At 72.5% G+C, this 21,369-nt stretch carries 19 protein-coding genes; 10 read left to right on the top strand and 9 right to left on the bottom strand.

The features are described 5' to 3' along the window. Positions 1-13: 13 nt before the first annotated feature. Positions 14-1,282 (bottom strand): hypothetical protein, encoded by a 1,269-nt coding sequence (locus ACFWWR_RS28675; protein WP_383867811.1) that lies wholly within the window; start codon positions 1,280-1,282, stop codon positions 14-16. Then, positions 1,279-2,841, bottom strand: a complete 1,563-nt coding sequence (locus ACFWWR_RS28670) for an amino acid adenylation domain-containing protein (RefSeq protein WP_383867813.1) — start codon at positions 2,839-2,841, stop codon at positions 1,279-1,281. The genes ACFWWR_RS28675 and ACFWWR_RS28670 overlap by 4 nt, the downstream gene beginning before the upstream one ends. Before the next feature lie 394 nt (positions 2,842-3,235). Here ACFWWR_RS28670 and ACFWWR_RS28665 point away from each other — a divergent pair, with 394 nt between their 5' ends. After that, complete coding sequence (locus tag ACFWWR_RS28665; RefSeq protein WP_383867815.1) at positions 3,236-5,437, top strand: molybdopterin oxidoreductase family protein; 2,202 nt, start codon at positions 3,236-3,238, stop codon at positions 5,435-5,437. Positions 5,438-5,443: 6 nt separating this feature from the next. On the opposite strand, the gene ACFWWR_RS28660 is transcribed toward ACFWWR_RS28665, so the two are convergent. The 7 genes from ACFWWR_RS28660 to ACFWWR_RS28630 all read right to left on the bottom strand — a co-directional run bounded on the left by ACFWWR_RS28660 (position 5,444) and on the right by ACFWWR_RS28630 (position 10,221). Continuing rightward, the gene (locus ACFWWR_RS28660; RefSeq protein ID WP_383867817.1) at positions 5,444-5,929 is read right to left on the bottom strand and encodes a GAF domain-containing protein; all 486 of its coding nucleotides are present in this window, start codon (positions 5,927-5,929) and stop codon (positions 5,444-5,446) included. A 53-nt stretch (positions 5,930-5,982) separates the two neighbouring features. Beyond that, positions 5,983-6,498 carry a hypothetical protein gene (locus tag ACFWWR_RS28655; protein WP_384306105.1) on the bottom strand — a complete coding sequence of 172 codons (516 nt, stop codon included), beginning with the start codon at positions 6,496-6,498 and terminating at the stop codon, positions 5,983-5,985. Then, positions 6,396-7,130 carry an alkaline phosphatase family protein gene (locus tag ACFWWR_RS28650; protein WP_384306102.1) on the bottom strand — a complete coding sequence of 245 codons (735 nt, stop codon included), beginning with the start codon at positions 7,128-7,130 and terminating at the stop codon, positions 6,396-6,398. The genes ACFWWR_RS28655 and ACFWWR_RS28650 overlap by 103 nt, the downstream gene beginning before the upstream one ends. Before the next feature lie 2 nt (positions 7,131-7,132). Continuing rightward, positions 7,133-7,597: an EboA domain-containing protein gene (locus tag ACFWWR_RS28645; protein WP_384306113.1), complete on the bottom strand. Its 465-nt coding sequence runs from the start codon at positions 7,595-7,597 to the stop codon at positions 7,133-7,135. A 191-nt stretch (positions 7,598-7,788) separates the two neighbouring features. Then, positions 7,789-8,634: a sugar phosphate isomerase/epimerase family protein gene (locus ACFWWR_RS28640; protein ID WP_383867819.1), complete on the bottom strand. Its 846-nt coding sequence runs from the start codon at positions 8,632-8,634 to the stop codon at positions 7,789-7,791. Continuing rightward, entirely contained in the window at positions 8,631-9,650 is a 1,020-nt protein-coding gene (locus ACFWWR_RS28635) for an SCO3242 family prenyltransferase (RefSeq protein ID WP_384306100.1), read from the bottom strand. The genes ACFWWR_RS28640 and ACFWWR_RS28635 overlap by 4 nt, the downstream gene beginning before the upstream one ends. Before the next feature lie 124 nt (positions 9,651-9,774). Beyond that, on the bottom strand, positions 9,775-10,221 hold the full coding sequence (locus ACFWWR_RS28630) for a gamma-glutamylcyclotransferase family protein (RefSeq protein ID WP_383867823.1): 447 nt from the start codon (positions 10,219-10,221) through the stop codon (positions 9,775-9,777). Between the two features lie 198 nt (positions 10,222-10,419). On the opposite strand from ACFWWR_RS28630, the gene ACFWWR_RS28625 reads away from it, so the two are divergent. The 9 genes from ACFWWR_RS28625 (at position 10,420) to nirD (ending at position 21,369) form a co-directional block, all read left to right on the top strand. Next, positions 10,420-12,069, top strand: coding sequence for a M4 family metallopeptidase (locus ACFWWR_RS28625; protein WP_384306097.1), 1,650 nt, complete (start codon positions 10,420-10,422; stop codon positions 12,067-12,069). A 178-nt stretch (positions 12,070-12,247) separates the two neighbouring features. Beyond that, complete coding sequence (locus tag ACFWWR_RS28620) at positions 12,248-13,168, top strand: hypothetical protein (RefSeq protein ID WP_384306094.1); 921 nt, start codon at positions 12,248-12,250, stop codon at positions 13,166-13,168. Positions 13,169-13,361: 193 nt separating this feature from the next. Continuing rightward, complete coding sequence (locus tag ACFWWR_RS28615; protein ID WP_384306092.1) at positions 13,362-13,739, top strand: peptidase inhibitor family I36 protein; 378 nt, start codon at positions 13,362-13,364, stop codon at positions 13,737-13,739. Positions 13,740-13,864: 125 nt separating this feature from the next. Beyond that, on the top strand, positions 13,865-14,806 hold the full coding sequence (locus ACFWWR_RS28610) for an aminoglycoside phosphotransferase family protein (protein ID WP_384306089.1): 942 nt from the start codon (positions 13,865-13,867) through the stop codon (positions 14,804-14,806). A 494-nt stretch (positions 14,807-15,300) separates the two neighbouring features. Beyond that, positions 15,301-15,822 carry a hypothetical protein gene (locus ACFWWR_RS28605; RefSeq protein ID WP_384306086.1) on the top strand — a complete coding sequence of 174 codons (522 nt, stop codon included), beginning with the start codon at positions 15,301-15,303 and terminating at the stop codon, positions 15,820-15,822. A 117-nt stretch (positions 15,823-15,939) separates the two neighbouring features. Further along, positions 15,940-16,560 (top strand): class F sortase, encoded by a 621-nt coding sequence (locus tag ACFWWR_RS28600; RefSeq protein WP_383867834.1) that lies wholly within the window; start codon positions 15,940-15,942, stop codon positions 16,558-16,560. 641 nt (positions 16,561-17,201) lie between these two features. Further along, the gene (locus ACFWWR_RS28595) at positions 17,202-18,416 is read left to right on the top strand and encodes an NAD(P)/FAD-dependent oxidoreductase (RefSeq protein ID WP_383867836.1); all 1,215 of its coding nucleotides are present in this window, start codon (positions 17,202-17,204) and stop codon (positions 18,414-18,416) included. Continuing rightward, on the top strand, positions 18,416-21,022 hold the full coding sequence (nirB, locus tag ACFWWR_RS28590; protein ID WP_383867838.1) for a nitrite reductase large subunit NirB: 2,607 nt from the start codon (positions 18,416-18,418) through the stop codon (positions 21,020-21,022). Before ACFWWR_RS28595 ends, nirB begins: the two co-directional genes overlap by 1 nt. After that, complete coding sequence (nirD, locus tag ACFWWR_RS28585) at positions 21,019-21,369, top strand: nitrite reductase small subunit NirD (protein WP_384306083.1); 351 nt, start codon at positions 21,019-21,021, stop codon at positions 21,367-21,369. Before nirB ends, nirD begins: the two co-directional genes overlap by 4 nt.

The raw sequence follows: 21,369 nt of genomic DNA, 5'->3' as shown, positions 1-21,369 counted from the left end.
TTTCCTTCCCGGTCTACGAGTCCCAGATCGCGCCGTACGCGGGAATCCCGCGCCGCTCCAGGCCGTGCACCACCTGCCAGGTGAGCTTCTTGTTGGAGATGCAGATCACCGCCTCGGCCCCGAAGTCGCGGTAGGCCTCGTAGGCGAGGCGCACCATGTCGGGCTTGCCGTCGCGGGAGGTGTCCCAGACGAGGGCGTGCGGCTGGACGGCGAGGATCTCGTCGACGAGGGCGTCGCCGTAGGTGGTGCGGGGGTCGCGGGTCGCCCAGACCAGGCGGGAGGGGACCTCGGCGGCGAGGAGGTGGGGCAGGCAGGGGCCGATGCCGCTGCCTGTCGCGACGTAGACGACCTTGGTGAAGAGGGTCTCGATGTTGGCGACGCCGGCCGTGGTGATGCCCTTCACCCACACCCGGGACGGCAGGTCGTCGATGAACGAGCCCGTCCAGTCGCCGGCCCGGGAGATCGTGAGCCGGAAGCCGGGCTCGCCGGGGGACGGGACGTTGGCGAAGGAGTGCCATTCCTTCAGCGGGCTGCGGCTGACCGCCGTGGAGGAGCCGGCGAAGGGGGTCTCGCCGTGGTCGAAGCGGGCCAGGGCCACGTGCGGCGAGGGACGTTCGACGCGTACGTCGACCTTGCGCAGCCGCAGCCAGGGCAGGGCGACGCTGAAGGTGACCACGGAGAGGACCACCAGGGGGACCGGCCCCGGGGTGGACAGCAGCGTGTGCGTCCAGAAGAGGGCCAGGGCGGTCCAGCCGCCGAAGCGGTGGATCTTCTCGAAGAGGTCGTGGTGGCGGGATCGGAAGGGGGGCAGGGCGGTGGCGACGATGACGGCCAGGAGAGCCACCAGGGTCCAGCTCACCGCTGTCAGGGCGGTGTTCCTGCCCTCCGCCGTCACCGCGACCGCCAGCGCCACGAACCACCCCGCTCCCGCGAGCGCCCCGCCCACGTGCAGTCCGCCGAAGTGGTAGACCTTGCCCAGCGTCCAGCGGATCCGCAGCGGCCAGCCGGTCGAGGGCCAAGTGGCCAGGCGGAAGAAGAGGTTGATGACGTGCTGCTGGCGGACGACGATCGCGAGGGCGAGGTTGGCGATCGAGGCGTGACCCAGTGCCGGCGTCGACAGTGGCCGGCCGACGTACAGGAAGACGAGGTTGGCCAGGATCACCAGCCCCGCCAGGCGGTTGTGGTGCATCAGCCGCGGGTGCTTGAGCAGGCGGCGGACGGTGGGGAGGAGCGGGGGCAGCTCGACGGCCTCGACGGCCTCGCGGTCGAGTGAGGTCGTCACCGGGCCACCTCCTGGAGAGCGGTCCGCTCCTCGGCCAGCCGCAGCAGCGCCGGCTTGTCGATCTTTCCGCGGTCGGTCTCGGGGAGGAACGCGAGCGGCAGGACGTCCGAGGGCACGCAGTAGTAGGGAAGGGCGTCCGTCACGGCGCGGCGGGCCGCGTCCGGGTCGACGTCCGCCGGGCAGACGAAGGAGACCAGGTTCCGTGCGTCCCGTTTCAGGGTCACCGCGCGGACGCAGCCCTCGACCGACTCCAGTACCGAGGAGACGGAGTCGAGTTCGACGCGGAAGCCGCGCACCTTGACCTGGTCGTCGGTGCGGCCGAGGTGTTCGAGTGCGCCGTCGGGGGTCCAGCGGCCCAGGTCGCGGGTGCGGAACATCCGGCGGTCGCCGCCGAGGAAGGGGTCGGGGGCGTAGCGCTCGGCGTTGAGCCGGTCGTCGCCCAGGTAGCCGGCCGAGACGCAGTCGCCGCCCGCCCACATCTCGCCGACCTCGCCCACGGGCAGGGGGCTGCGGTCGGCGTCGAGGACGTAGACCGTGTTGTTGGGGGTGGGGCGGCCGATGGTCAGCAGCGGGTCGGCAGGGTCGTGACGGCCCATGGTGTTGACGATCGTCGTCTCGGTGGGGCCGCAGCAGTTGAAGAAGGCAGCCCGGCGGGCCCAGCGGTCGGCGAGCGGGCGCGGGCAGGGCTCCCCGGCGACGGCGACCGTGTGGACGCGCGGGCAGGCGGCGTCGTCGATGCCGGACAGCACGGTCGGGGTGGCGATCAGCACGGTGGCCGTACGGGCCGCGGCCGCGAGGTCCTTGCCGCGGAGGACGAGGGTGCCGCCGTGCGCGAGGCAGCCGAGGATCTCCCAGGCGGCCATGTCGAAGGCGATGTTGAGGAGCTGGGCCACGCGGTCGCCGGGGCGGATGCCGAGGCCGCCCGGTCGGGTGAGCAGGATGTTGGCGACGTTGCGGTGGGTGACCTTCACGCCGTTGGGGCGACCGGTGGTACCGGAGGTGAACAGGACGTAGCAGCCGTCGTCGGGCCGGATGCGCGGGCGCGGGACCCGGGGCTCACCGTCGGTGGCGCGGCGGGGCCCGGGAACGTACGGCAGCGGCTCGTCGAGCGCGATGACGCGGTGGCCGTCCGGCAGCGGAACGCGGTGGGCGTGTTCCGCGAGGGTGAGGACCACGCGGGTGCGGGCCGTGCGGACGACGTGGGCGAGCTGGGCCGGGGGCGTCAGGGCGACGTCCTGCGGGACGTAGGCGGCGCCCGTCTTCAGGATGCCGAGCAGGCCGATGAGCATCGGGATCGAGCGGCGGACGAAGAGGCCGACGTGGTCGCCGGGGCGTACGCCCTCACGGACGAGGCGAGCGGCGAGGGCGTCGGCGTATCGGTCGAGCTCGCCGTAGGTGATCGTCGCTCCGAGGTGCTCGGCGGCGACGGAGTGGGGGGTGGACGCGGCCCACAGTTCCACGGCGTGGTGGACGAGGGGGTCCGGGACGGCAACGGTGGGGCCATGGCCGTACTGCCGGAAAAGGTGCTGGTCGCGGGGGGTCAACTGGCGCAGAGGCATGGTTGGGGGACCTCCTGGCTGGCTGTTTCGAGTGACGGTTTGCCACAGGCGGCGGAGCCGTGTGTGGATGCAGCCGGAATGAACGGCGGGCATGCCCGGGTGTCGAACGCCGTGCGGAGTCGCGCGCGGGGCCAGTCTGCGGGTCGGGTCTTTCAACTCTCAACGAGGCGTGCTCGGCCAATCACGGAGCGGAACGCGCCACATGTGGCGTCTTTCACAACAACGGCAACTTCCGCGCCGACCGGCGGCGACTGTGAGGTGGGCAGGTGTGCGCCTCGCGGCCCGTGCGGGCGGGCGCCCTCACGGCGGCGGGACGGCGGCGGGGAGGTCGCCGTGCCGGGCGCGTAACAGAGAGCCTCCGTCCGCGTAACACGGCCGAAGCACGCTGAACGGCATGCAGAACACCGCGACGCCCACGCACTGCCCGTACTGCGCCCTGCAGTGCGGGATGAATCTGACGGCCACCCCGGACGGGACCGTCGAAGTGAGCGAGCGCGCGGATTTCCCGGTGAACCGGGGCGCGCTGTGCGGCAAGGGCCGTACCGCGCCGGCGGTGCTCTCGTCCCGAGTGCGGCTGACCTCCCCGTTGGTGCGCTCCGAGGGCACGCTCGTGCCCGCCTCCTGGGACGAGGCGCTGGACCGGATCGCCGAGGGGCTGTCCCGCACGCGCACGGAGCATGGTCCGGACGCGTGCGGGGTATTCGGCGGCGGCGGTCTGACCAACGAGAAGGCGTACACGCTCGGCAAGTTCGCGCGTGTGGTGCTCGGCACCTCGCAGATCGACTACAACGGGCGCTTCTGCATGTCGTCCGCGGCGGCGGCCGGAATCAAGGCCTTCGGCCTGGACCGCGGCCTGCCCTTCCCGCTGGAGGACATCCCGAAGACCGGCTGCGTGATCCTCGTGGGGTCCAACCTCGCGGAGACCATGCCGCCGTCCCTGAGGTTCTTCAACGAGCTGCGGGAGAACGGCGGCACGCTGATCGTCATCGATCCGCGCCGCACGAAGACCGCCGAGCAGGCCGACCTGCACCTGGCTCCCCGGCCGGGGACCGACCTGGCGCTGGCGCTCGGGTTGCTGCACCTGGTCGTCGCCGAGGGGCGGGTCGACGAGGAGTACGTCCGCGAGCGGACCTCCGGCTGGGAGGAGACGCGGGCGGCGGCGATGGCGCACTGGCCGGAGTACGTGGAACGGATCACGGGGGTGTCCGTTCCCCAACTCCGCGAGACGGTACGCATGTTCTGCGAGCCGGAGTCCGCGATGGTGCTCACCGCCCGCGGGCCCGAGCAGCAGTCCAAGGGCACCGACACCGTGGGCGCCTGGATCAACCTGTGCCTGGCGACCGGCCGCGCGGGGCGCCCGCTGTCCGGGTACGGCTGTCTGACCGGGCAGGGCAACGGGCAGGGCGGGCGCGAGCACGGCCAGAAGGCCGACCAGCTGCCCGGCTACCGCAAGCTGGACGACCCGGCCGCGCGCCGGCATGTCGCCGAGGTGTGGGGCGTGGACCCGGACAGCCTTCCCGGACCGGGGCGCAGTGCGTACGAACTGCTGGACGCGCTGGGTACGGACATCAGGTCGCTGCTGCTGATGGCGTCGAACCCGGTGGTGTCGGCGCCGCGCGCCGCCCACATCGAGGAGCGCATCAGGTCGCTGGACTTCCTCGCGGTGTGTGACGTCGTGCTGTCGGAGACGGCGGCCCTCGCGGACGTCGTGCTGCCGGTCACGCAGTGGGCCGAGGAGACGGGGACCATGACCAACCTGGAGGGCAGGGTGCTGCTGCGCAAGCGGGCGATCAGCCCGCCCGAGGGCATCCGCAGCGACCTGGAGGTCATGCACGAGCTGGCCGCCCGGCTCGGCGTGGAGAAGGGCTTCCCGACCGACCCCGAGGAGGTCTTCGAGGAGCTGCGCCGGGCGAGCGCGGGTGGGCCGGCCGACTACTCCGGGATCACCTACCGCAGGCTGGCGGAGGAGAACGGGGTGTTCTGGCCGTGTCCGGCGGGGGACAACCGGGCCGAGGGGGCCGAGGCTGCCGACTCCGAGGACGCCTCGCTGGACGCCCTCGGTGACGACGACCCGGCGCGGAACGACCCGCAGGCCGACCCGCCGCGGGCCGACGGCATCGCCGGCGGCGTGCACCCCGGCACCCCGCGCCTCTTCCTCGACCGGTTCGCCACCCCGGACGGCCGGGCCAGGTTCGTCCCCGTCTCGCACCGGGCCATCGCCGAGGAGCCCGACGAGGAGTACCCGGTGCTGCTGACGACCGGCCGGGTCGTGGCGCAGTACCAGTCCGGCGCCCAGACCCGCCGCGTCGACGAGCTGAACGCCGCCGCGCCCGGCCCGTTTGTGGAGCTGCATCCGCGGCTGGCGGAGCGGCTCGGCGCGTCCGAGGGCGACCCGGTGGCCGTGGTCTCCCGGCGCGGCCGGGCGGTGGCGCCGGCGCGGATCACGACCACGATCCGCCCCGACACCGTCTTCATGCCCTTCCACTGGGCCGGTGAGGGACGCGCCAACACCCTGACCAACCCGGCCCTCGACCCGACCTCGCGGATGCCGGAGTTCAAGGCGTGCGCGGTGCGGCTGGAGGCCGTGCAGGGCTGAGTCCCGTTACGCGGCCTCGAGGACCGTCGCCGCGTCCGCCCCGTACTCCGCGATCTCCTCGTCGGTGAACTCGCGGGGCTCCGCGAAGCCGAGGCCGACCACGGCGAGGAGCCTGGTCGGGTCGTCCGGGGCGAAGACGGGGAGAGTGGCGGAGCCCTTCGCCTGTGAGGCGCAGGCCGGCCGGCGGGCGACGCCCGAGGTGTCGGTCTGGAGGTCCGTGATGCCGACCGGGGCCTTGCGCTCGGCGGTGGCTCCGGCCATGCCCTTGCCGATACCGACGACGGCGGCGCCGTTCACCACGGCGGGCGGCAGGTTGTGGGCGGCGACCAGCACGATCTCGCCGTCCTCGGCCGGCTCGGACAGGTGGACGGAGCCGACGAATCCGCCGTGGCGTTCGACGAAGGCGGCGAGCCAGGCGGCGATCTCGGGGCGGGCGTTCTTCAGGACGGTCTCGCTCAGCGTGGCGACAGGGGGCGTGGGGGTGGTGGTCATGGGGGGGCTCTTTCAGCAGGTGACGGGCGTTGTGGGTACGGGTGGGCGGGTCCTCATCGGACGGGGTCTTCCGCCAGCCCCGCGAGACGCAGGAGCAGCGGCTCGACCTCGGTCGCGGTGAACTCGGGCCGCGCCGGGCCCGGTTCGGAGCACAGCAGTACGGGGCCGTGTTCCGGGTCGTCGGGGAGGCGGCCGTGGCTGCCGCGTACGCCGGACGGGTCGAGCGGGACGGTACGGAGCCGGTAGCGGAAGCCGAGCTTCTTGCGGGCGACCTGGCCGACGGCTCGCAGCTTCACCGCCGGCACCGTCTCGTCGTGCAGCAGCTCGGCCGGGTCGTAGCCGGGCTTGCGGTGGATCTCGACCTGGCGGGCGAAGTCGGGGGCGCGGTCGTCGTCCAGCCAGTAGTAGTACGTGAACCACGCGTCGGGCTCGGCGACCGCGACGAGTTCTCCGGAACGCTCGTGGTTTAGGCCGTGCGTCGCTTTGCCCGCCGCGTCCAGGACCTGGTCGACGCCGTCGAGTTCGCCGAGGATCTTGGCGACCTCGGGCTCGTCCCCGGGATCGCGCACGTAGACGTGTGCCACCTGGTGGTCGGCGACGGCGAAGGCGCGCGAGGTCCAGGGGTCCAGGGGTCCAGGTACTCCATGCCGTCCTGGGTGTAGACGTCCAGGAGTCCGGCGCGGCGCAGGGCGCGGTTGATGTCCACGGGCCGGGAGACCGGGGTGATGCCGTACTCGCTGAGCGCCACGACCGTGGCGCCGGCGGCGAGGAAGTGGTCGATCAGGGGGCGCAGGGCGTCGTCGAGCCGGCGGGCGGCGCGGGCGGTGGCCGCCGAGTCCGGTCCGGAGCGCTGCGGCTCGTAGTCCATCTGCGGGATGTAGACGAGGGTCAGGTCGGGGTCGTGCTCGTCGAAGACCTGGCGGGCGGCGCCGAGGATCCACTGGGTCGAGGGCATGCCCGCGTTCGGGCCCCAGAGGTTGAGGGCGATCGTGCAGAAGTGCTGGATGCCGAACTGGGCGGCGCGGTACGGCTCCCAGCCCAGCAGGGAGTCGAAGTAGTCGTAGAAGGACTCGGGCGAGGTGCGGGGCTGGCCGAGCCAGAAGGCGGGCTCGACGACGGCCCGGACCCCGGCCGCGTACATCGCCTCGTAGTCGTCGGTGGTGCGGGACGTCATGTGGATGTGGGGGTCGAAGATGCGCATGCTCAGAGATCTCCATCGGGGAGAAAGGCACTGATGAGGGGGCCTGTGTCCGCGGGTCCTGGGCAGCCGGCGACGCCGCGTTCGGCGGCGAAGTCGGCGAGCATGCGGGCGAGTTCGGCGTCCGCGCGCTCGTCGAGTCCGGCCACGCGGGCGAGCGGGATCTCGAGGAAGACGCACTCCAGGACGGCCTGCCGGTACTCGTCCGCGGGGAGGTGGGCGGCCGCGTACGGGCCGAGGGCCGCCTCGATCAACGTGGTGTCGTTGCCGCGCAGGGTCTGCCGTACGAGGTCCAGGTACCTGCCCCGGTCGTCGAGGAGCGGCAACGCTTTGAGGACGGCCCGCTGTTCGGCGGGGTCGCCGTGCCGGTGGAGCGCTCCCACCGCCTCGACGAGCGCCTCGCCGCGCAGCGGCAACGCGGTCAGGAGCAGGGCGCGGGCCGCCTCGTCGACGCTCCGGCCGTCGGGCAGGGGTTCACGCCCGCAGTGGCGGCGGACGGCGGGGAAGAGGGCGCGGACGGCGGTGGGGTCGGCGCTGACGCGAGCGACGGCGGCGTCGAGCCAGGCGCGGGCGTCCGGGGTGAGGGGGGAAAGAGGGCATGGAGCACCTACCTCCGTGAGGGGAGAGAGCTCAGGGACCCTTGGGGGAAGGCCGGGAAGCCTCAGGAGGCGAGTAAGCCGGACTCGGCCGCGCGCAGGAACGCGATCGAGCGGCGGGCGACCTCGGGTGCGTCCAGGGAACCGCCCTGGATCTCGACGGACACCAGACCCTCGTGTCCCAGTGCTTCCAGCGCCGCCAGCACCGGCGGGAAGTCGATCTCGCCCGCGCCGAACTCCAGATGCCGGTGGACGCCGCGCACCATGTCCTCGATCTGCACGTTCAGCAGGTGGCGCGCGGCCCGTCGCACGCATTCCAACAGCGGCGGTTCCTCCACGCAGTGGGCGTGGCCGATGTCCAGGGTGATGCCGAACAGGTCGTGCCCGCCCACCAGTTGGCGCAGCCACAGACACCGTTCGACCGTGTCGACGAACATGTAGGGCTCCGGCTCGAAGGCCAGGGCCACCCCGTACGCCTCGGCCGTCTCCAGCACCGCCCCGACGCCCGCCGCGAGGCGCTGCCACACCGCCGTCTCGGACACCCCGACCGGGGCCGGTCCGCTGCACAGGTGGACGGTGGGCGAGCCCAGTTCGGCCGCGATGCGCACAGCGCGCCGCAGCAGGTCGATCCGCCGCTCCGGCTCCGTCGACATCAGCGTCGGCTCGTGCTTGGCCCAGGCGTCGAGGAAGTACGGCGCCCCGGTCTCGACGGTGACGGTGAGCCCGTGCCGCGCCAACTGCTTGCCGGTCAGGGCGACCTGGCGGCCGAGGTCCACGGCGTACGGGTCGAGGTGGTGATGGTCGAGGGTGAGCGCGACGCCGTCGTAGCCCAGGTCGGCGAGGACGCCGAGGACGTCGGTCAGCCGGTGGTGGGCGAACCCGTTGGTGCCGTAGCCGAATCTGAGGCTCATGTCGGCGACACCCGTCTGGCCAGCCGCAGCGCCAGTGGATGGACGGCGCCGAGGACGGCGGCGGCACCGGGCGCACCGCCGCGCGCGGTGAGCGCCGCCTGCAACGGCACCATGGCGAGGATGCCGGCTCTCACCGCCCGCCGTACAGGCCCGCCGCGCGGGTCGCGCACGGCGAGCGCCTGGGCCCGGCCGTAGGTCCCCAGGTAGGCGAGGGCCGCGGCGACGGCGGTGGCGGGCGTGGTGCCGGCGACGGCGGTGGCGGGCGTGGTGCCGACAGGGGTGCCGGGTGCGTTCCCGTCCGCGGTGCCGCGAGGTGCCGACCGCCTGGAGGGCCAGGCACTGGCCACCGCCGTCGCCGACGAGACGGCGAGGGTCGCCGCCGGCAGCCGCGCCGGGGCGCCGGAGATCTCGTGGCGGCTGAGGAGGGTGAGCGTGTAGGTGTGCAGCCCGGTCAGGAGCGCGGGAACGGCCGCGCGGCCGAGCGCGCGAGCGGTCCCGTCCGACGCGGTGCCGGCTCCTCCACCGGATGCGGGCGGTGGCGTCCGCCCGCCGCCCGCCACCGCTCCCGCCAGCACGTCCAGCACCCGCGCCCCTGCCATCGCCGCGGGTCCCGCCGGGGTCGACTTCAGTTTCAGGTCGTACGCCCACACCAGCACGGTCAGCGGCAGCGCGGCGGCGAGGCCGCGCCGGCCGCCCGAGAGGGTGGCGAGGCCGAGGCCGGCGGCGGTCAGACCGGTGGCGACGGACAGGGCGGTCCGGCGCGGCACGCGGCCGGAGGGTATGGGGCGTTGGGGCCGCTCCACCGAGTCGACGGCGGCGTCCGCGTAGTCGTTGAGGGCCATGCCGGCCCAGTAGAGGCACACGGACGAGGCCATGACTCCGGCCGTCCGGAGGCCGAGCGGGCGGCCGGCCGCCGTCGCTCCGACGAGGACGTCACCGGGAACGCTGAGGGCGGCCGGGGCGCGGACGAGGCTCGCCAGATCCGCCGCCCGGGGAACCGCTTTGCGGTCGTTCATGCGGCGATCATTGCCAAAATTTGTTGAACTTTCGTACTGCGAAATGAGGATGTTTCCTGTGAGATACGCAACAGCGGCACGAGGTTGAGGCGTTGGTCTGCCGCAGCGACGCCCGCGCCCCGGCTCAGCCGCGCACGAGCCAGTCGCCGCTGCCGATGCGCTTCCCGCGGGCGCGCAGACGCGCGGCCACGGCGGGCGCGGCCACGTACACCCACGCCCGTACGGCCCGCCCGTCGCCGCCGAGGATCACCTCGCGCTCCACGCGCTCGTAGAGGCTGCGCGGATTCCCCGGCTCGCACTCCTCCAGCCGGTCCAGCGCGAGCAGCAACTCCTCGTACGCGTCGGGCAGTGCGGTGACGACCTCGCCGAACACCACTCCCCCGCGCTCCTCCCCATGCACCTTCACGCGCTCCTCCACGGCGTACGGATAGCCGGGCCCTTCGTACAGCACGACGCCGGTGAGCCGGCCCGGTTCCTCGGACCGTGTGCGGCCACGCAGGAAGAGGTCGTGGTTGGGCTCGCCGGGGCGGAGGGTGCCGTAGACGAAGAAGGGCAGTTGCGGGGCGCTCACAGAAACGATTCTCACCCCTCACACACCTGCGCATCCGCGCCATAGACACGACATGTCATGGCCCCTTAAATCTTTCTTCAAGATCCCCTTTACTTCCCCCCCCGTCCCGACCCATTCCCCCCACCTCCAGCGCGCCCTTCTTCATGCCCTGATGCCCTCACGCCCCACGCCCCGCAAGGCGCATTCCCTAGGAGACCGATGAGCCGGATACGGCCGTACGTCCGAGGTTCCCGTCGTCTCGCCACCGCCGGCGCCGCCGCCACCGCCGCCACCCTGCTGGCCGCCGCGCTCACCCCCGCCGCCGACGCGGCCGAACGGCCGACCCGGGCCGCCGCGATCGAGAGCGCGTCGTCGGTGCTCGCGGACCGGGCCGCGGCGCTGGGTCTCACCGCCGCGCAGGACACGACCGTCCGGGACGTCGTACTGGACGCGGACGGCACGCAGCACGTCCGCTACGACCGTACGTACCGCCAACTGCCCGTCCTGGGCGGCGATTTCGTGATCCACCTGGCACCCGACGGCAGCTACCGCAGCACGAGCCGCGCCACGAAGAGCGCGATCTCGCTCGCGAGCGTCACCCCGAAGCTGTCCGCCCCGAAGGCCGCCGACCTCGCGGTGAACGCGCTGCGTGCCGTCAACCTCGGCGAGACCCTGCGGCGGATCACCGCCAAGCCGGAGCTGGTCGTCGACGCCCTGCACGGCACCCCTAGGCTGGCGTGGCGGACGAACGCCCTGGCGCAGGACTCCCTCGGCAACCCGACCGGGCGGACGATTCTGACGGACGCCGGCACGGGCACCCAGATCGACGCCTGGGACACCATCGAGACGGCCTCGGGCGACGGCAAGTCCCGGTACGGCGGCACGGTTCCGCTGGAGACGACGCAGTCGGGATCGACGTACCAGCTGAAGGACGCGACGCGCGGGAACACCTACACCGGCGACGCGGCGAACCAGAACGACCTGTGCATCCTGACGGTCTGCCTGAGCCGGGCCCCCGCGACGGTCTTCACCGACGCCGACAACCACTGGGGCACCGGCACGGATGCCGACCGTGCCTCGGCGGCAGTCGACGCGCAGTACGGCACGGACGTGACGTGGGACTACTACAAGAACGTCCACGGCCGCAACGGCATCGCGGGCGACGGCAAGGGGTCCTACAACCGCGTGCACTACGGAACCCGGTACAACAACGCGTTCTGGGACGACAGCTGCTTCTGCATGACGTACGGGGACGGTGACGGGACGCAGCTCGGACCGCTGGTGTCCCTCGACGTGGCGGGCCACGAGATGTCGCACGGCGTGACGTCCAAGACGGCTGCGCTGGCGTACTCGGGCGAGTCCGGCGGCCTCAACGAGGCCACGTCGGACATCTTCGGCACGCTGGTGGAGTTCTACGCCGGCAACTCGTCCGACACGGGCGACTACCTGATCGGCGAGAAGATCGTCCGCTCCGGCTTCGGCCGGGACGCCCTGCGCTACATGGACAAGCCCTCCAAGGACGGCGCCTCCGCGGACTGCTGGACCTCTGCCGTGGGCGACCTCGACGTCCACTACTCCTCCGGGGTCGCCAACCACTTCGCGTTCGTGTTGGCGCAGGGCAGCGGCGCCAGCACGGTGAACGGAGTCAGCTACAACTCGCCGACGTGTGACGGCGCTTCGGTGACGGGCATCGGCCGCGCCAAGCTGGGGGCGATCTGGTACCGGGCGCTGACCGTCTACATGACGTCCTCCACGGACTACGCGGGGGCGCGGGCGGCGACGCTGAGCGCGGCGAAGGATCTGTACGGGGCGGGCAGCGCGGAGTACGGCGCGGTGGCCGCGGCGTGGAGTGCGGTCGGCGTGGGGTGAGTCGGGCAGGTGCGTGACGCGGCCGCCCCGGTCCTGTGGTCAGGACCGGGGCGGCCGTCGCGTTGCCTTCGTCAGCACCCCCGAGCCCCGCCCTATGACTTCGGAGGGTCACAGCTGCCCCCTTCTCCTCCTCTAATGGGAGCCAGGCCGACGGAGGAGTCGGGGGACTGTGGGGGGGGTGACCACGGTGCGGGTATCGAGGTTCGTTTCCACGGTGGCGCTGTCGATGTGCGTGGCGGCCATGGTGGGCGGCTGCGCGGGCGGTGCGGGGCAGGACGATGCGGGGGAACCTCGACCCGTACCGCGGTCCCCCCAGGCCCAGGACGATCTGCTGAAGACGGCCGAATCCGCGCTTGCACGGCGCTGTCTGACGGAGCGTGAGATGCCGTCGGTCTCGGTCTCGGCGGCGCCGCGCGGCTCGGCGGGTCAGGCACCCGTGCCGCAGCGCCAGTTCCCGTACGGGATCGACGACCCCGCCTGGGCCGCCGAACACGGCTTCGGGGGTGCGGCGGGGACTCGACAGGCTCAGCAGCCCGCACCGCAGGCACCGCAGCCGGGGAAGAAGGCGGCCGAGCAGCAACGGCGGCTGGCCGACGCGATGTTCGGCAGCGGGCGCCGAGAGCTGTCCACCCGTACCGCCACCGGACTGGTCGTCAGGGCCAACAGCGACGGCTGCCTCGCCGCAGCGCAACGCGTCCTCTACGGCGACCAGGCGCGCTGGTTCCGTACCGAGGTCGCGGTCAACAACCTGGGGGCCGCCGCTCACGACCGGGTGACCCGGGACCCGGCGTACCGGGCCGCACTCAACCGCTGGGCGCGCTGCGTCGCCCCGGTGCAGAAGGCCGAGGACCCGGCGGAACTGCGCAGCACATGGCAGCGCCGCGCCCGCGACCTCGATCCGCGTCAGGCCGCCGACCTGCAGAAGCGGTACGCCGTGGCCGAGGCACGGTGTGTCCGGAGCACGGACCTCGCAGGCACCGGCGCCCGGCTGGAGAAGCACCACGCGGCCGACCTGCGTGGCGAGTACGCCGACCTGATCGACGAACACCGACAGCTGCGCGAGCACGGCCTGCGCCACGCCGTCCGGCACGGCCTCTGAGGCGTCTGCCTCCGGCGGCCTTCACCGACCCACGTCAGCGACCCGCGGCGGCCTTCGCCGACCCACGTCAGCGACCCGAGTAACCGGCACCACCGGCACCACCGACACCACCGACACCACCGACACCACCGACACCACCGACACCCAGAGATCACACCATCACACCGCATTTCACATCGAAGGGATCACCATCATGCGCAAGACCTTCATCACCGCGGCCGGCGTACTCCTCGGCGCCGGTGCCTCCCTGGCCGCCGTGCCCGGTACGGCCCAGGCCGCCGCCCCCTGCGCCCAGGGGAGCTTCTGCGCCTACACCGACGCCGACTACGGCGGTCTGTCGGTGGGATGGACCGGCGACGACGGCTGGTGGGAGAGCAACATCGCGGACGAGGACAGCTCGTGGGCCAACCACGGGATCTCGGGCCCTGGCATCAAGGACCACGTCAAGGTGTACGCCGGCGCGTGGCAGGGCGGCGGCGTGACCATCTGCCTGTCCCCCGGTCAGGAGGTCCCCTACAACGCGGGCGCCAACGACCGGGGTGACTCCCACATCTGGACCACCGGCTGCTGAACGTACCGAGGGCGCGCCGTCACCCCTGGGGTGGCGGCGCGCCCTTCCGTCGGGAAATCCCATCGCTGCGCCGCTCGGCCGCCGGATACGCTCCCCTGCCGCCCGCCCGACTCCCAGGGAGCCGTATGCCGTCCACGACCAAGATGCACCCCGACGAACTCGACATCGACACGACGCTGGTCGAAGGGCTGGTGTCGGACCAGTTCCCGCAGTGGGCGGAACTCCCGGTGACGCGGGTCGAGTCGGCCGGGACCGACAACGCCATGTACCGGCTGGGCGACGACATGGTCGTACGGCTGCCGCGGCTGCCCGGCGGAGCCCACCAGATCGGCATCGAGCACCGCTGGCTGCCCCGACTGGCCCCGCACCTCCCGCTGGCCGTGCCGGTACCGCTCGCGAAGGGCGAGCCCGGGCGTGAGTACGCGCTGCCGTGGGGGGTGTACGGCTGGCTGGACGGCGCCAACGCCTACGACACGCCGCTCGTCGAACTCGCGGACGCGGCCGTGAAGTTGGGGCGGTTCGTCGCCGCGCTGCGGCGGGTCGACGCCACCGGCGGGCCGGCCTCCTGGCGGGGCGGGCCGCTCACCGGCAACGACGAGTCCGTTCGTGCCGCGATCGACGACATGGGCGCCGACGGGACCATCGACGGGGCCGCGGCTACGGCCGTCTGGGAGGACACGCTGCGGCTGCCGCAGTGGGACGGCGCCCCCGTCTGGCTCCACGGCGACCTGCTACCGGGGAACCTGCTGACCGAGAACGGCCGGCTCACCGCGGTCATCGACTTCGGCGGCCTCGGGGTCGGGGATCCGGCGGCGGACGTGATGGCCGCGTGGACACTCTTCGACGCCGAGACCCGTGGGCTCTTCCGGGAGGCGGCCGACGTCGACGACATGACGTGGGCCCGGGGGCGGGGTTGGGCCCTGTGCTTCGGGCTGACGGCGGAGCACTACTACCGCGGCGGGAAGAATCCCGTGCTCGCGGCGGTGGGGCACCGGGCCGTGGCGGAGGTCCTGGCCGAACACGAGGGCGGGAGCGGGGACCGGGACCGGGGCGGTGTGCGGGGCTGACCTCGCACACCGCCCCCGCCCGTGATTGCCGGGTCCAGCCGTCGACGGGCAGGCGCAGGACGATGATGTTCGGGGGGGCGACGGTGCCCCGGCCGGTCACGTCGGCGCACTCCAGGACGGGTTTCACCTCGGGCGGTCCACGAGACCCTCCGCCGTGACCGCTCTGCCGCGCGTGGTCGGACGTCGAAACATCGTCAACAATCTGGTCAGCAATCAAGCCGGGCCTCTCAGGCATGCCCGGTCACCCCTTCCGCAGGTGTGCCCGGTCACCCGTTCACACCCCCGCCCCGCGTCCTTCGGGTTCTTTTCCCCACTCACCCACCTCGCGCCGATGACCTGCTGAAATACCGCCCGCAGCCGTCCAGTCGGGTCCCGTCTGACACCCATTCACCCCATTTCTGACACACCTTCAGGAAGCGGTCTCGGCCCGCTGCCACTTTCCTCGGAAGAGCAGCCCATCACCGAAGTGCACCGCAGAGCCCGAGGGAGCACCGATGCGACGTACCGCCCGTCTGCTGTCCGGTAGCGCGTTCGCCGTCGCCGTCGCCGGCCTCGGTGCCGCGCCCGCGTACGGTGGCGGTGCCGGCGGCCTGGAGGTCTACCCGGCCTCCGTCGTGCCGGGCGACCAGATCACGGTGAACACGGCGGAGTGCGGGGACGGCGGGACGGCGGCGGGCGACGCCGGCGCGGTGGGCGCCGGTGCGTTCACGCTGGCCCCCGGCACCCACGAGGGCGACGCGATCGGACAGTTCCGGGTGCCGCCGAGCGCGCAGCCGGGGACGTACGAGATCGTCGCGACGTGCGCGGAGAGCGGCCTGCGGGTCACGGGCGACCTGGTCGTCACGCTGACGTCCGCGCGCGAGTGGGTGGCTCCGCGAGGAAGTGTGAAGACGGGGGTCGGCGGCGCACTGGGCCCCGATCCCGTACAGACCGCGGCCGGCGTGGCGGCTCTCGCCGTCGCCGCCGCGGGCGGTACCTGGCTCCTGCATCGCCGGGCGAGAGGCGACGGGATCTGACGGACACCCTCCGCCGTCCGTCCACCGGTACCGCATGCCCCCTCCCTCTCCGGGTCCGACGCCCCTCGCGGCCCGGAGGGGGAAGCGGGCCCAGCGCTTGGGGAAAGGGGTTCCGCCATGCCCAGGCTCGGCAACGCCGCGATAGCGGCCGTCACCGCCGCGGCCCTGTGCTCCGGCGCGTGGCTGCTGCACAGTGGCGCCGAGACCCACGCACCGCCGCAGCCGTCCGCGGCCGAGGCCCGCGTCGACCCGCACACCCAGCGGTCCGCCGCCCCCGCGCTGCCACCCTCCCCGCCCGACCGGATCCGCATCCCGTCGATCGGCGTGAACGCCCCCTTGACGGGCCTCCGCCTCACCACCACCGGCAGCCTCGACGTCCCGCCCGCCGCGCGGAAGAACCTCGCCGGCTGGTACGAGGCGGGCACCACCCCCGGCGAGGCGGGCACCGCGATCGTCGCGGGCCACGTGGACAACGCCGACGGCCCCGCCGTCTTCTACGACCTCGGCGCCCTGAAGAAGGGCGCGGTCATCGAGGTCGAACGGCGTGACGGAGGCGTCGCCGTCTTCACCGTGGACGCCGTCGAGGTGTACGACGCGAAGGGCTTCCCCGACGCGAAGGTGTACGGGCCGGCCGCGCGGCCCGAACTGCGGGTGATCACGTGCGGTGGCGGTTACTCACCGAGCACCGGCTATCAGGGGAACGTCGTCGCGTTCGCGCACCTCACGGGCAGCCGCTGAACACCCGCGATCCCACGGCAGCCGCTGAAGACCCGCGATCCCACGGGCAGCCGCGAGGACCCGCGACCCCACGCGCAGCCGCTGAGACCCCCGGCCTACGCCACCCCTGCTCGTACGCCGGATTCGCCACCAGCGCGAACACCACCGTCAGCAGCACGACAACACCGGCGGAGGGTTCCGGTCCGCCGAAGAGGACGTCGACGAAAGGTCGCGGTCCCGCAGATGGCGACGCCGCCGGAGGATCCGGGTCCGCAGAAGACGACACCACCGGAGGATCCGGGTCCGCAGAAGACGACACCACCGGAGGATCCGGGTCCGCAGAAGACGACACCACCGGAGGATCCGGATCCGCCCGACCACGATGTTCCGGGCAGGGCCGCTCGTCCGCCCCTCCGGGCATGAGCTGGTGAAACCCGGTCCCTGACGGCTCGTGCCGCCTCCGGTCGTAGACGATGCCGACTGCACGGATCCCGGCGGTCGGGCCGCCCCCGGCCCGCCCCCGCCGTGCCCCGCCTCACAGCGCTCCCCCGGCGCCCGCCACGAACCCTCACATCCACCCCCCGCCCCCGCTGAGGGCAGCGTTCCCCGCGGGAAACAGACGTGATGCGGCCGGGTAACACCGGCAACGCACGCTCCTAGACATGACCTCGAATACGCGTGTGGTGGTGATCGGCGCCGGCATCGCGGGCGTCCGTCTCGCCCGGCGGCTCGGTGAGCTCGGCGTTCCCGTGACGCTCATCGGCGAGGAGGAGCACCGGCCCTACAACCGGGTTCTGCTCGCCGAGGTGCTGGCCGGCCGTTACAGCCCCGACGTGATCGCCCTCCCGGCGCCCGCGGAGCTGACGCGCGCCCGGGTCACCGGCATCGACCGGGCCGGACGGACCGTGGAGTGCGCGGACGGCACCAAGATCGCATACGACACGCTGGTCCTGGCCACCGGCTCCAACCCCGTGCTCCCGCCCCTTCGCGGCCTGTTCAGCCCCGACCATGTACTGCCCGAGGGCGTCCACGCCTTCCGCACGATGGACGACTGCCTGGGCCTGTCCAAGGCGGTGCGGCCGGGCGTGAAGGCGGTCGTCATCGGCGGCGGGCTCCTCGGTGTGTCCGCGGCCCGGGCGCTCGCCCTGCGCGGCGCCCAGGTCGTCCTCGCCCAGCAGTCCGAGCGGCTCATGGAACGCCAGCTCGACCCGTCCGCCTCCAAGCTGGTCCGGCGGCACCTGGTCGACCTCGGCGTCGAGATCCACACCGAGTGCCGGGTCCGCGACGTGCGCTGCGTCGGCGGTGCGGTCCGCTCGGTGGAGATGGCCGACGGATACGCCCTCGACGCCGACCTCGTGGTCCTGGCCTGCGGGGTCCACCCGCGCGTGGGCCTCGCCCAGATCTCCGGCCTCGACGTCCGCAAGGGCGTCGTGGTCGACGACGAACTGCGCACCTCCGACCCGCACATCCGGGCGATCGGCGACTGCGCGCAGCACGACGGCACGGTCTACGGACTGGCCACCCCGGCGCTCGAACAGGCCGACGTGCTCGCCGAGTCGCTGGCCGGCCGGGCGAACGCCCGCTACACCGGCACCCGCTCGCTGACCCGACTCACCCTCGCCGGGCAGACCGCCTTCGACCTCGCCGCGTTCGGCGAGACGGAGGCCCTTCCCGGCGACGACGTGGTCCAGCTCGCCGACGCCACCAGAGGCACCTACCGCAAGGTCGTCGTCCGCGACGACCGCCTGGTCGGCGGGGTCCTCGTCGGCGAACTCGGCACCGTCGGCGCGCTCGCGCGCGCCTGGGAGGGAGCAGAGCCGCTCCCGTCCGACGGCGGCCCCCTGCTCCACCTGCTCACCAATGATGGAGGCTCCTGATGTCCACGGACACCCCCACGATCGTGCTCGTCGGCCATGGCATGGTCGGCCAGCGCTTCCTCGAAGCGCTCGCCGAGCGCGGCCTGACCGCCACGCACCGCGTGGTCGTGCTGTGCGAGGAGCCGCGTCCTGCGTACGACCGCGTGCAGCTCACCTCGTACTTCTCGGGCAAGACGCCCGAGGACCTCTCGATGACGGACATGCAGTTCATCGCCGACCACGGCATCGAACTGCACGTCGGGGACCCGGCGGAGACGGTCGACCGCACCGCGAAGAGGGTGACGGCCCGCTCCGGACTGACCGTCGACTACGACGTCCTGGTCCTCGCCACCGGCTCGTACCCCTTCGTCCCGCCGGTCCCGAACAAGGACGCCCAGGGCTGCTTCGTCTACCGCACCATCGAGGACCTCCTCGCCATCGAGGAGTACGCCAAGTCGAGGACGACGGGTGCGGTCGTCGGCGGCGGTCTGCTCGGACTGGAGGCGGCCGGTGCACTGAAGGGCCTCGGCCTCACCTCCCACATCGTGGAGTTCGCCCCCCGCCTGATGCCGGTCCAGGTCGACGAGGGCGGCGGCGCCGCGCTGCTGCGCACCATCCAGGACATGGGCCTGTCCGTCCACACGGGCGTGGGCACGCAGGAGATCGTGGTCGACGAGTCCGGCGCGGTCACCGGCATGAAGCTGTCCGACGGCTCCGAACTCGCCACCGACCTGGTGGTGTTCTCCGCCGGTGTCCGCCCCCGCGACCAGCTGGCCCGCGACTGCGGTCTGACGGTCGGCGAGCGCGGCGGCATCAGCGTCGACGAGCAGTGCCGCACGGTGAACGACCCGCACGTGTTCGCGATCGGCGAGTGCGCGCTGGCCTCCGACGGCCGGGTGTACGGCCTGGTGGCGCCCGGCTACGAGCAGGCCGAGACCGTGGCCGCGACGATCGCGCAGGACGAGGCGGAGTTCACCGGCGCCGACCTGTCCACCAAGCTGAAGCTGCTCGGCGTGGACGTGGCGTCCTTCGGCGACGCGCACGGCACCGCCGAGGACTGCCTGGACGTCGTCTACTCCGACTCCCGCTCGGGCCTGTACAAGAAGCTGGTCATCGGCCGTGACGGCACGCTGCTCGGCGGCATCCTGGTCGGCGACGCGGAGGCGTACGGCACGCTGCGCGCCTTCACCGGGTCGGTCCCGCCGGTCTCGCCCGAGTCGCTGGTCCTGCCGGCCGGCTCCGGTGAGTCCGTCCAGCTCGGCCCGTCCGCGCTGCCGGACGAGGCGGTCATCTGCTCCTGCCACAACGTGTCGAAGGGCGCGATCCGCGGCGCGGTCACCGACCACCAGTGCACGACCGTGCCCGAGGTCAAGAAGTGCACCAAGGCCGGCACGGGCTGCGGCTCCTGCGTCAAGGTGCTCGGCCAGCTGGTCACCGCCGAGCTGGAGGCCAACGGCGTCGAGGTCGACAAGGGCCTGTGCGGCTGCTTCTCGCAGACCCGCGAGGAGCTGTACGAGATCGTCCTCGCCCTGCGGATCAACACCTACCAGGACCTCCTGGACCGCTACGGCCGCGAGGACGCCCGGGGCGGCGACGGCTGCGACATCTGCAAGCCGGCGGTCGGCTCGATCATCGCCTCGCTCGCCCCGACCATCGGCGCCAGCGGCTACGTCCTCGACGGCGAGCAGGCGGCGCTGCAGGAGACCAACGACCACTTCCTCGCCAACCTGCAGAAGAACGGCTCGTACTCGGTCGTCCCCCGCATCCCCGGCGGCGAGATCACTCCCGAGGGCCTCATCGTCATCGGCGAGATCGCCCGCGACTTCGGCCTCTACACGAAGATCACCGGCGGCCAGCGGATCGACATGTTCGGCGCCCGCGTCGAGCAGCTCCCGCTCATCTGGACCCGGCTGGTCGACGCCGGCTTCGAGTCCGGCCACGCCTACGGCAAGTCCCTGCGCACGGTGAAGTCCTGCGTCGGCCAGACCTGGTGCCGCTACGGCGTCCAGGACTCCGTCCGCATGGCGATCGACCTGGAGCTGCGCTACCGGGGCCTCAGGTCCCCGCACAAGCTGAAGTCGGCGGTGTCGGGCTGCGCCCGCGAGTGCGCCGAGGCACAGTCGAAGGACTTCGGCGTCATCGCCACCTCCAACGGCTGGAACCTCTACGTCGGCGGCAACGGCGGCGCCACCCCGCGCCACGCGGACCTGCTCGCGCAGGACCTCAACGACGACGAGCTGATCCGCCTGATCGACCGCTTCCTGATGTTCTACATCCGCACCGCCGACCGCCTGGAGCGCACCTCCACCTGGCTGGAGCGGATCCCGGGCGGCCTGGACCACGTACGGGACGTGGTGGTGGAGGACTCCCTCGGTATCTGCGAGGAACTGGAGTCCCTGATGAAGGACCACGTGTCGCACTACGCCGACGAGTGGGCGACGACCATCAACGACCCCGAGAAGCTGTCCCGGTTCGTCTCCTTCGTGAACGCGCCCGACACCCCCGACCCGGTCGTCGGCTTCGTCCCCGAGCGCGACCAGATCAAGCCCGACCTGCCGCTGCTGTCCATCGGCATGCGCCCCAGTGAGAACCCGGCAGACGTCCTGGAAGGAAGTGCCCAGCGATGACACTGGCACCCGAGACGACCGACCTGAAGGTCCAACTGAAGCTGACCGACAGCTGGTTCACGGTCTGCGACCTGAACGTGCTGCTGCCGGGCCGCGGAGTGGCGGCGCTGCTGCCCGACGGCCGCCAGGTCGCCCTCTTCCGCGACCGCGCCGGCTCCCTGTACGCCATCGACAACCGCGACCCGTTCAGCGGTGCGGCGGTCCTCTCCCGCGGCCTGCTCGGCTCGCTGCAGGGCCGTCCCTTCGTCGCCTCGCCCCTGCTGAAGCAGCGGTTCGACCTCGAGTCGGGGCAGTGCCTGGACGACGAGTCGGTGCGGATCGCGACGTACGAGGTACGGACGTCGTAA

Origin of the sequence: Streptomyces sp. NPDC058678 (genome assembly GCF_042714835.1) — a bacterium.
Lineage (GTDB): Bacteria > Actinomycetota > Actinomycetes > Streptomycetales > Streptomycetaceae > Streptomyces.
This window is presented reverse-complemented; position numbering and strand designations above follow the sequence as displayed.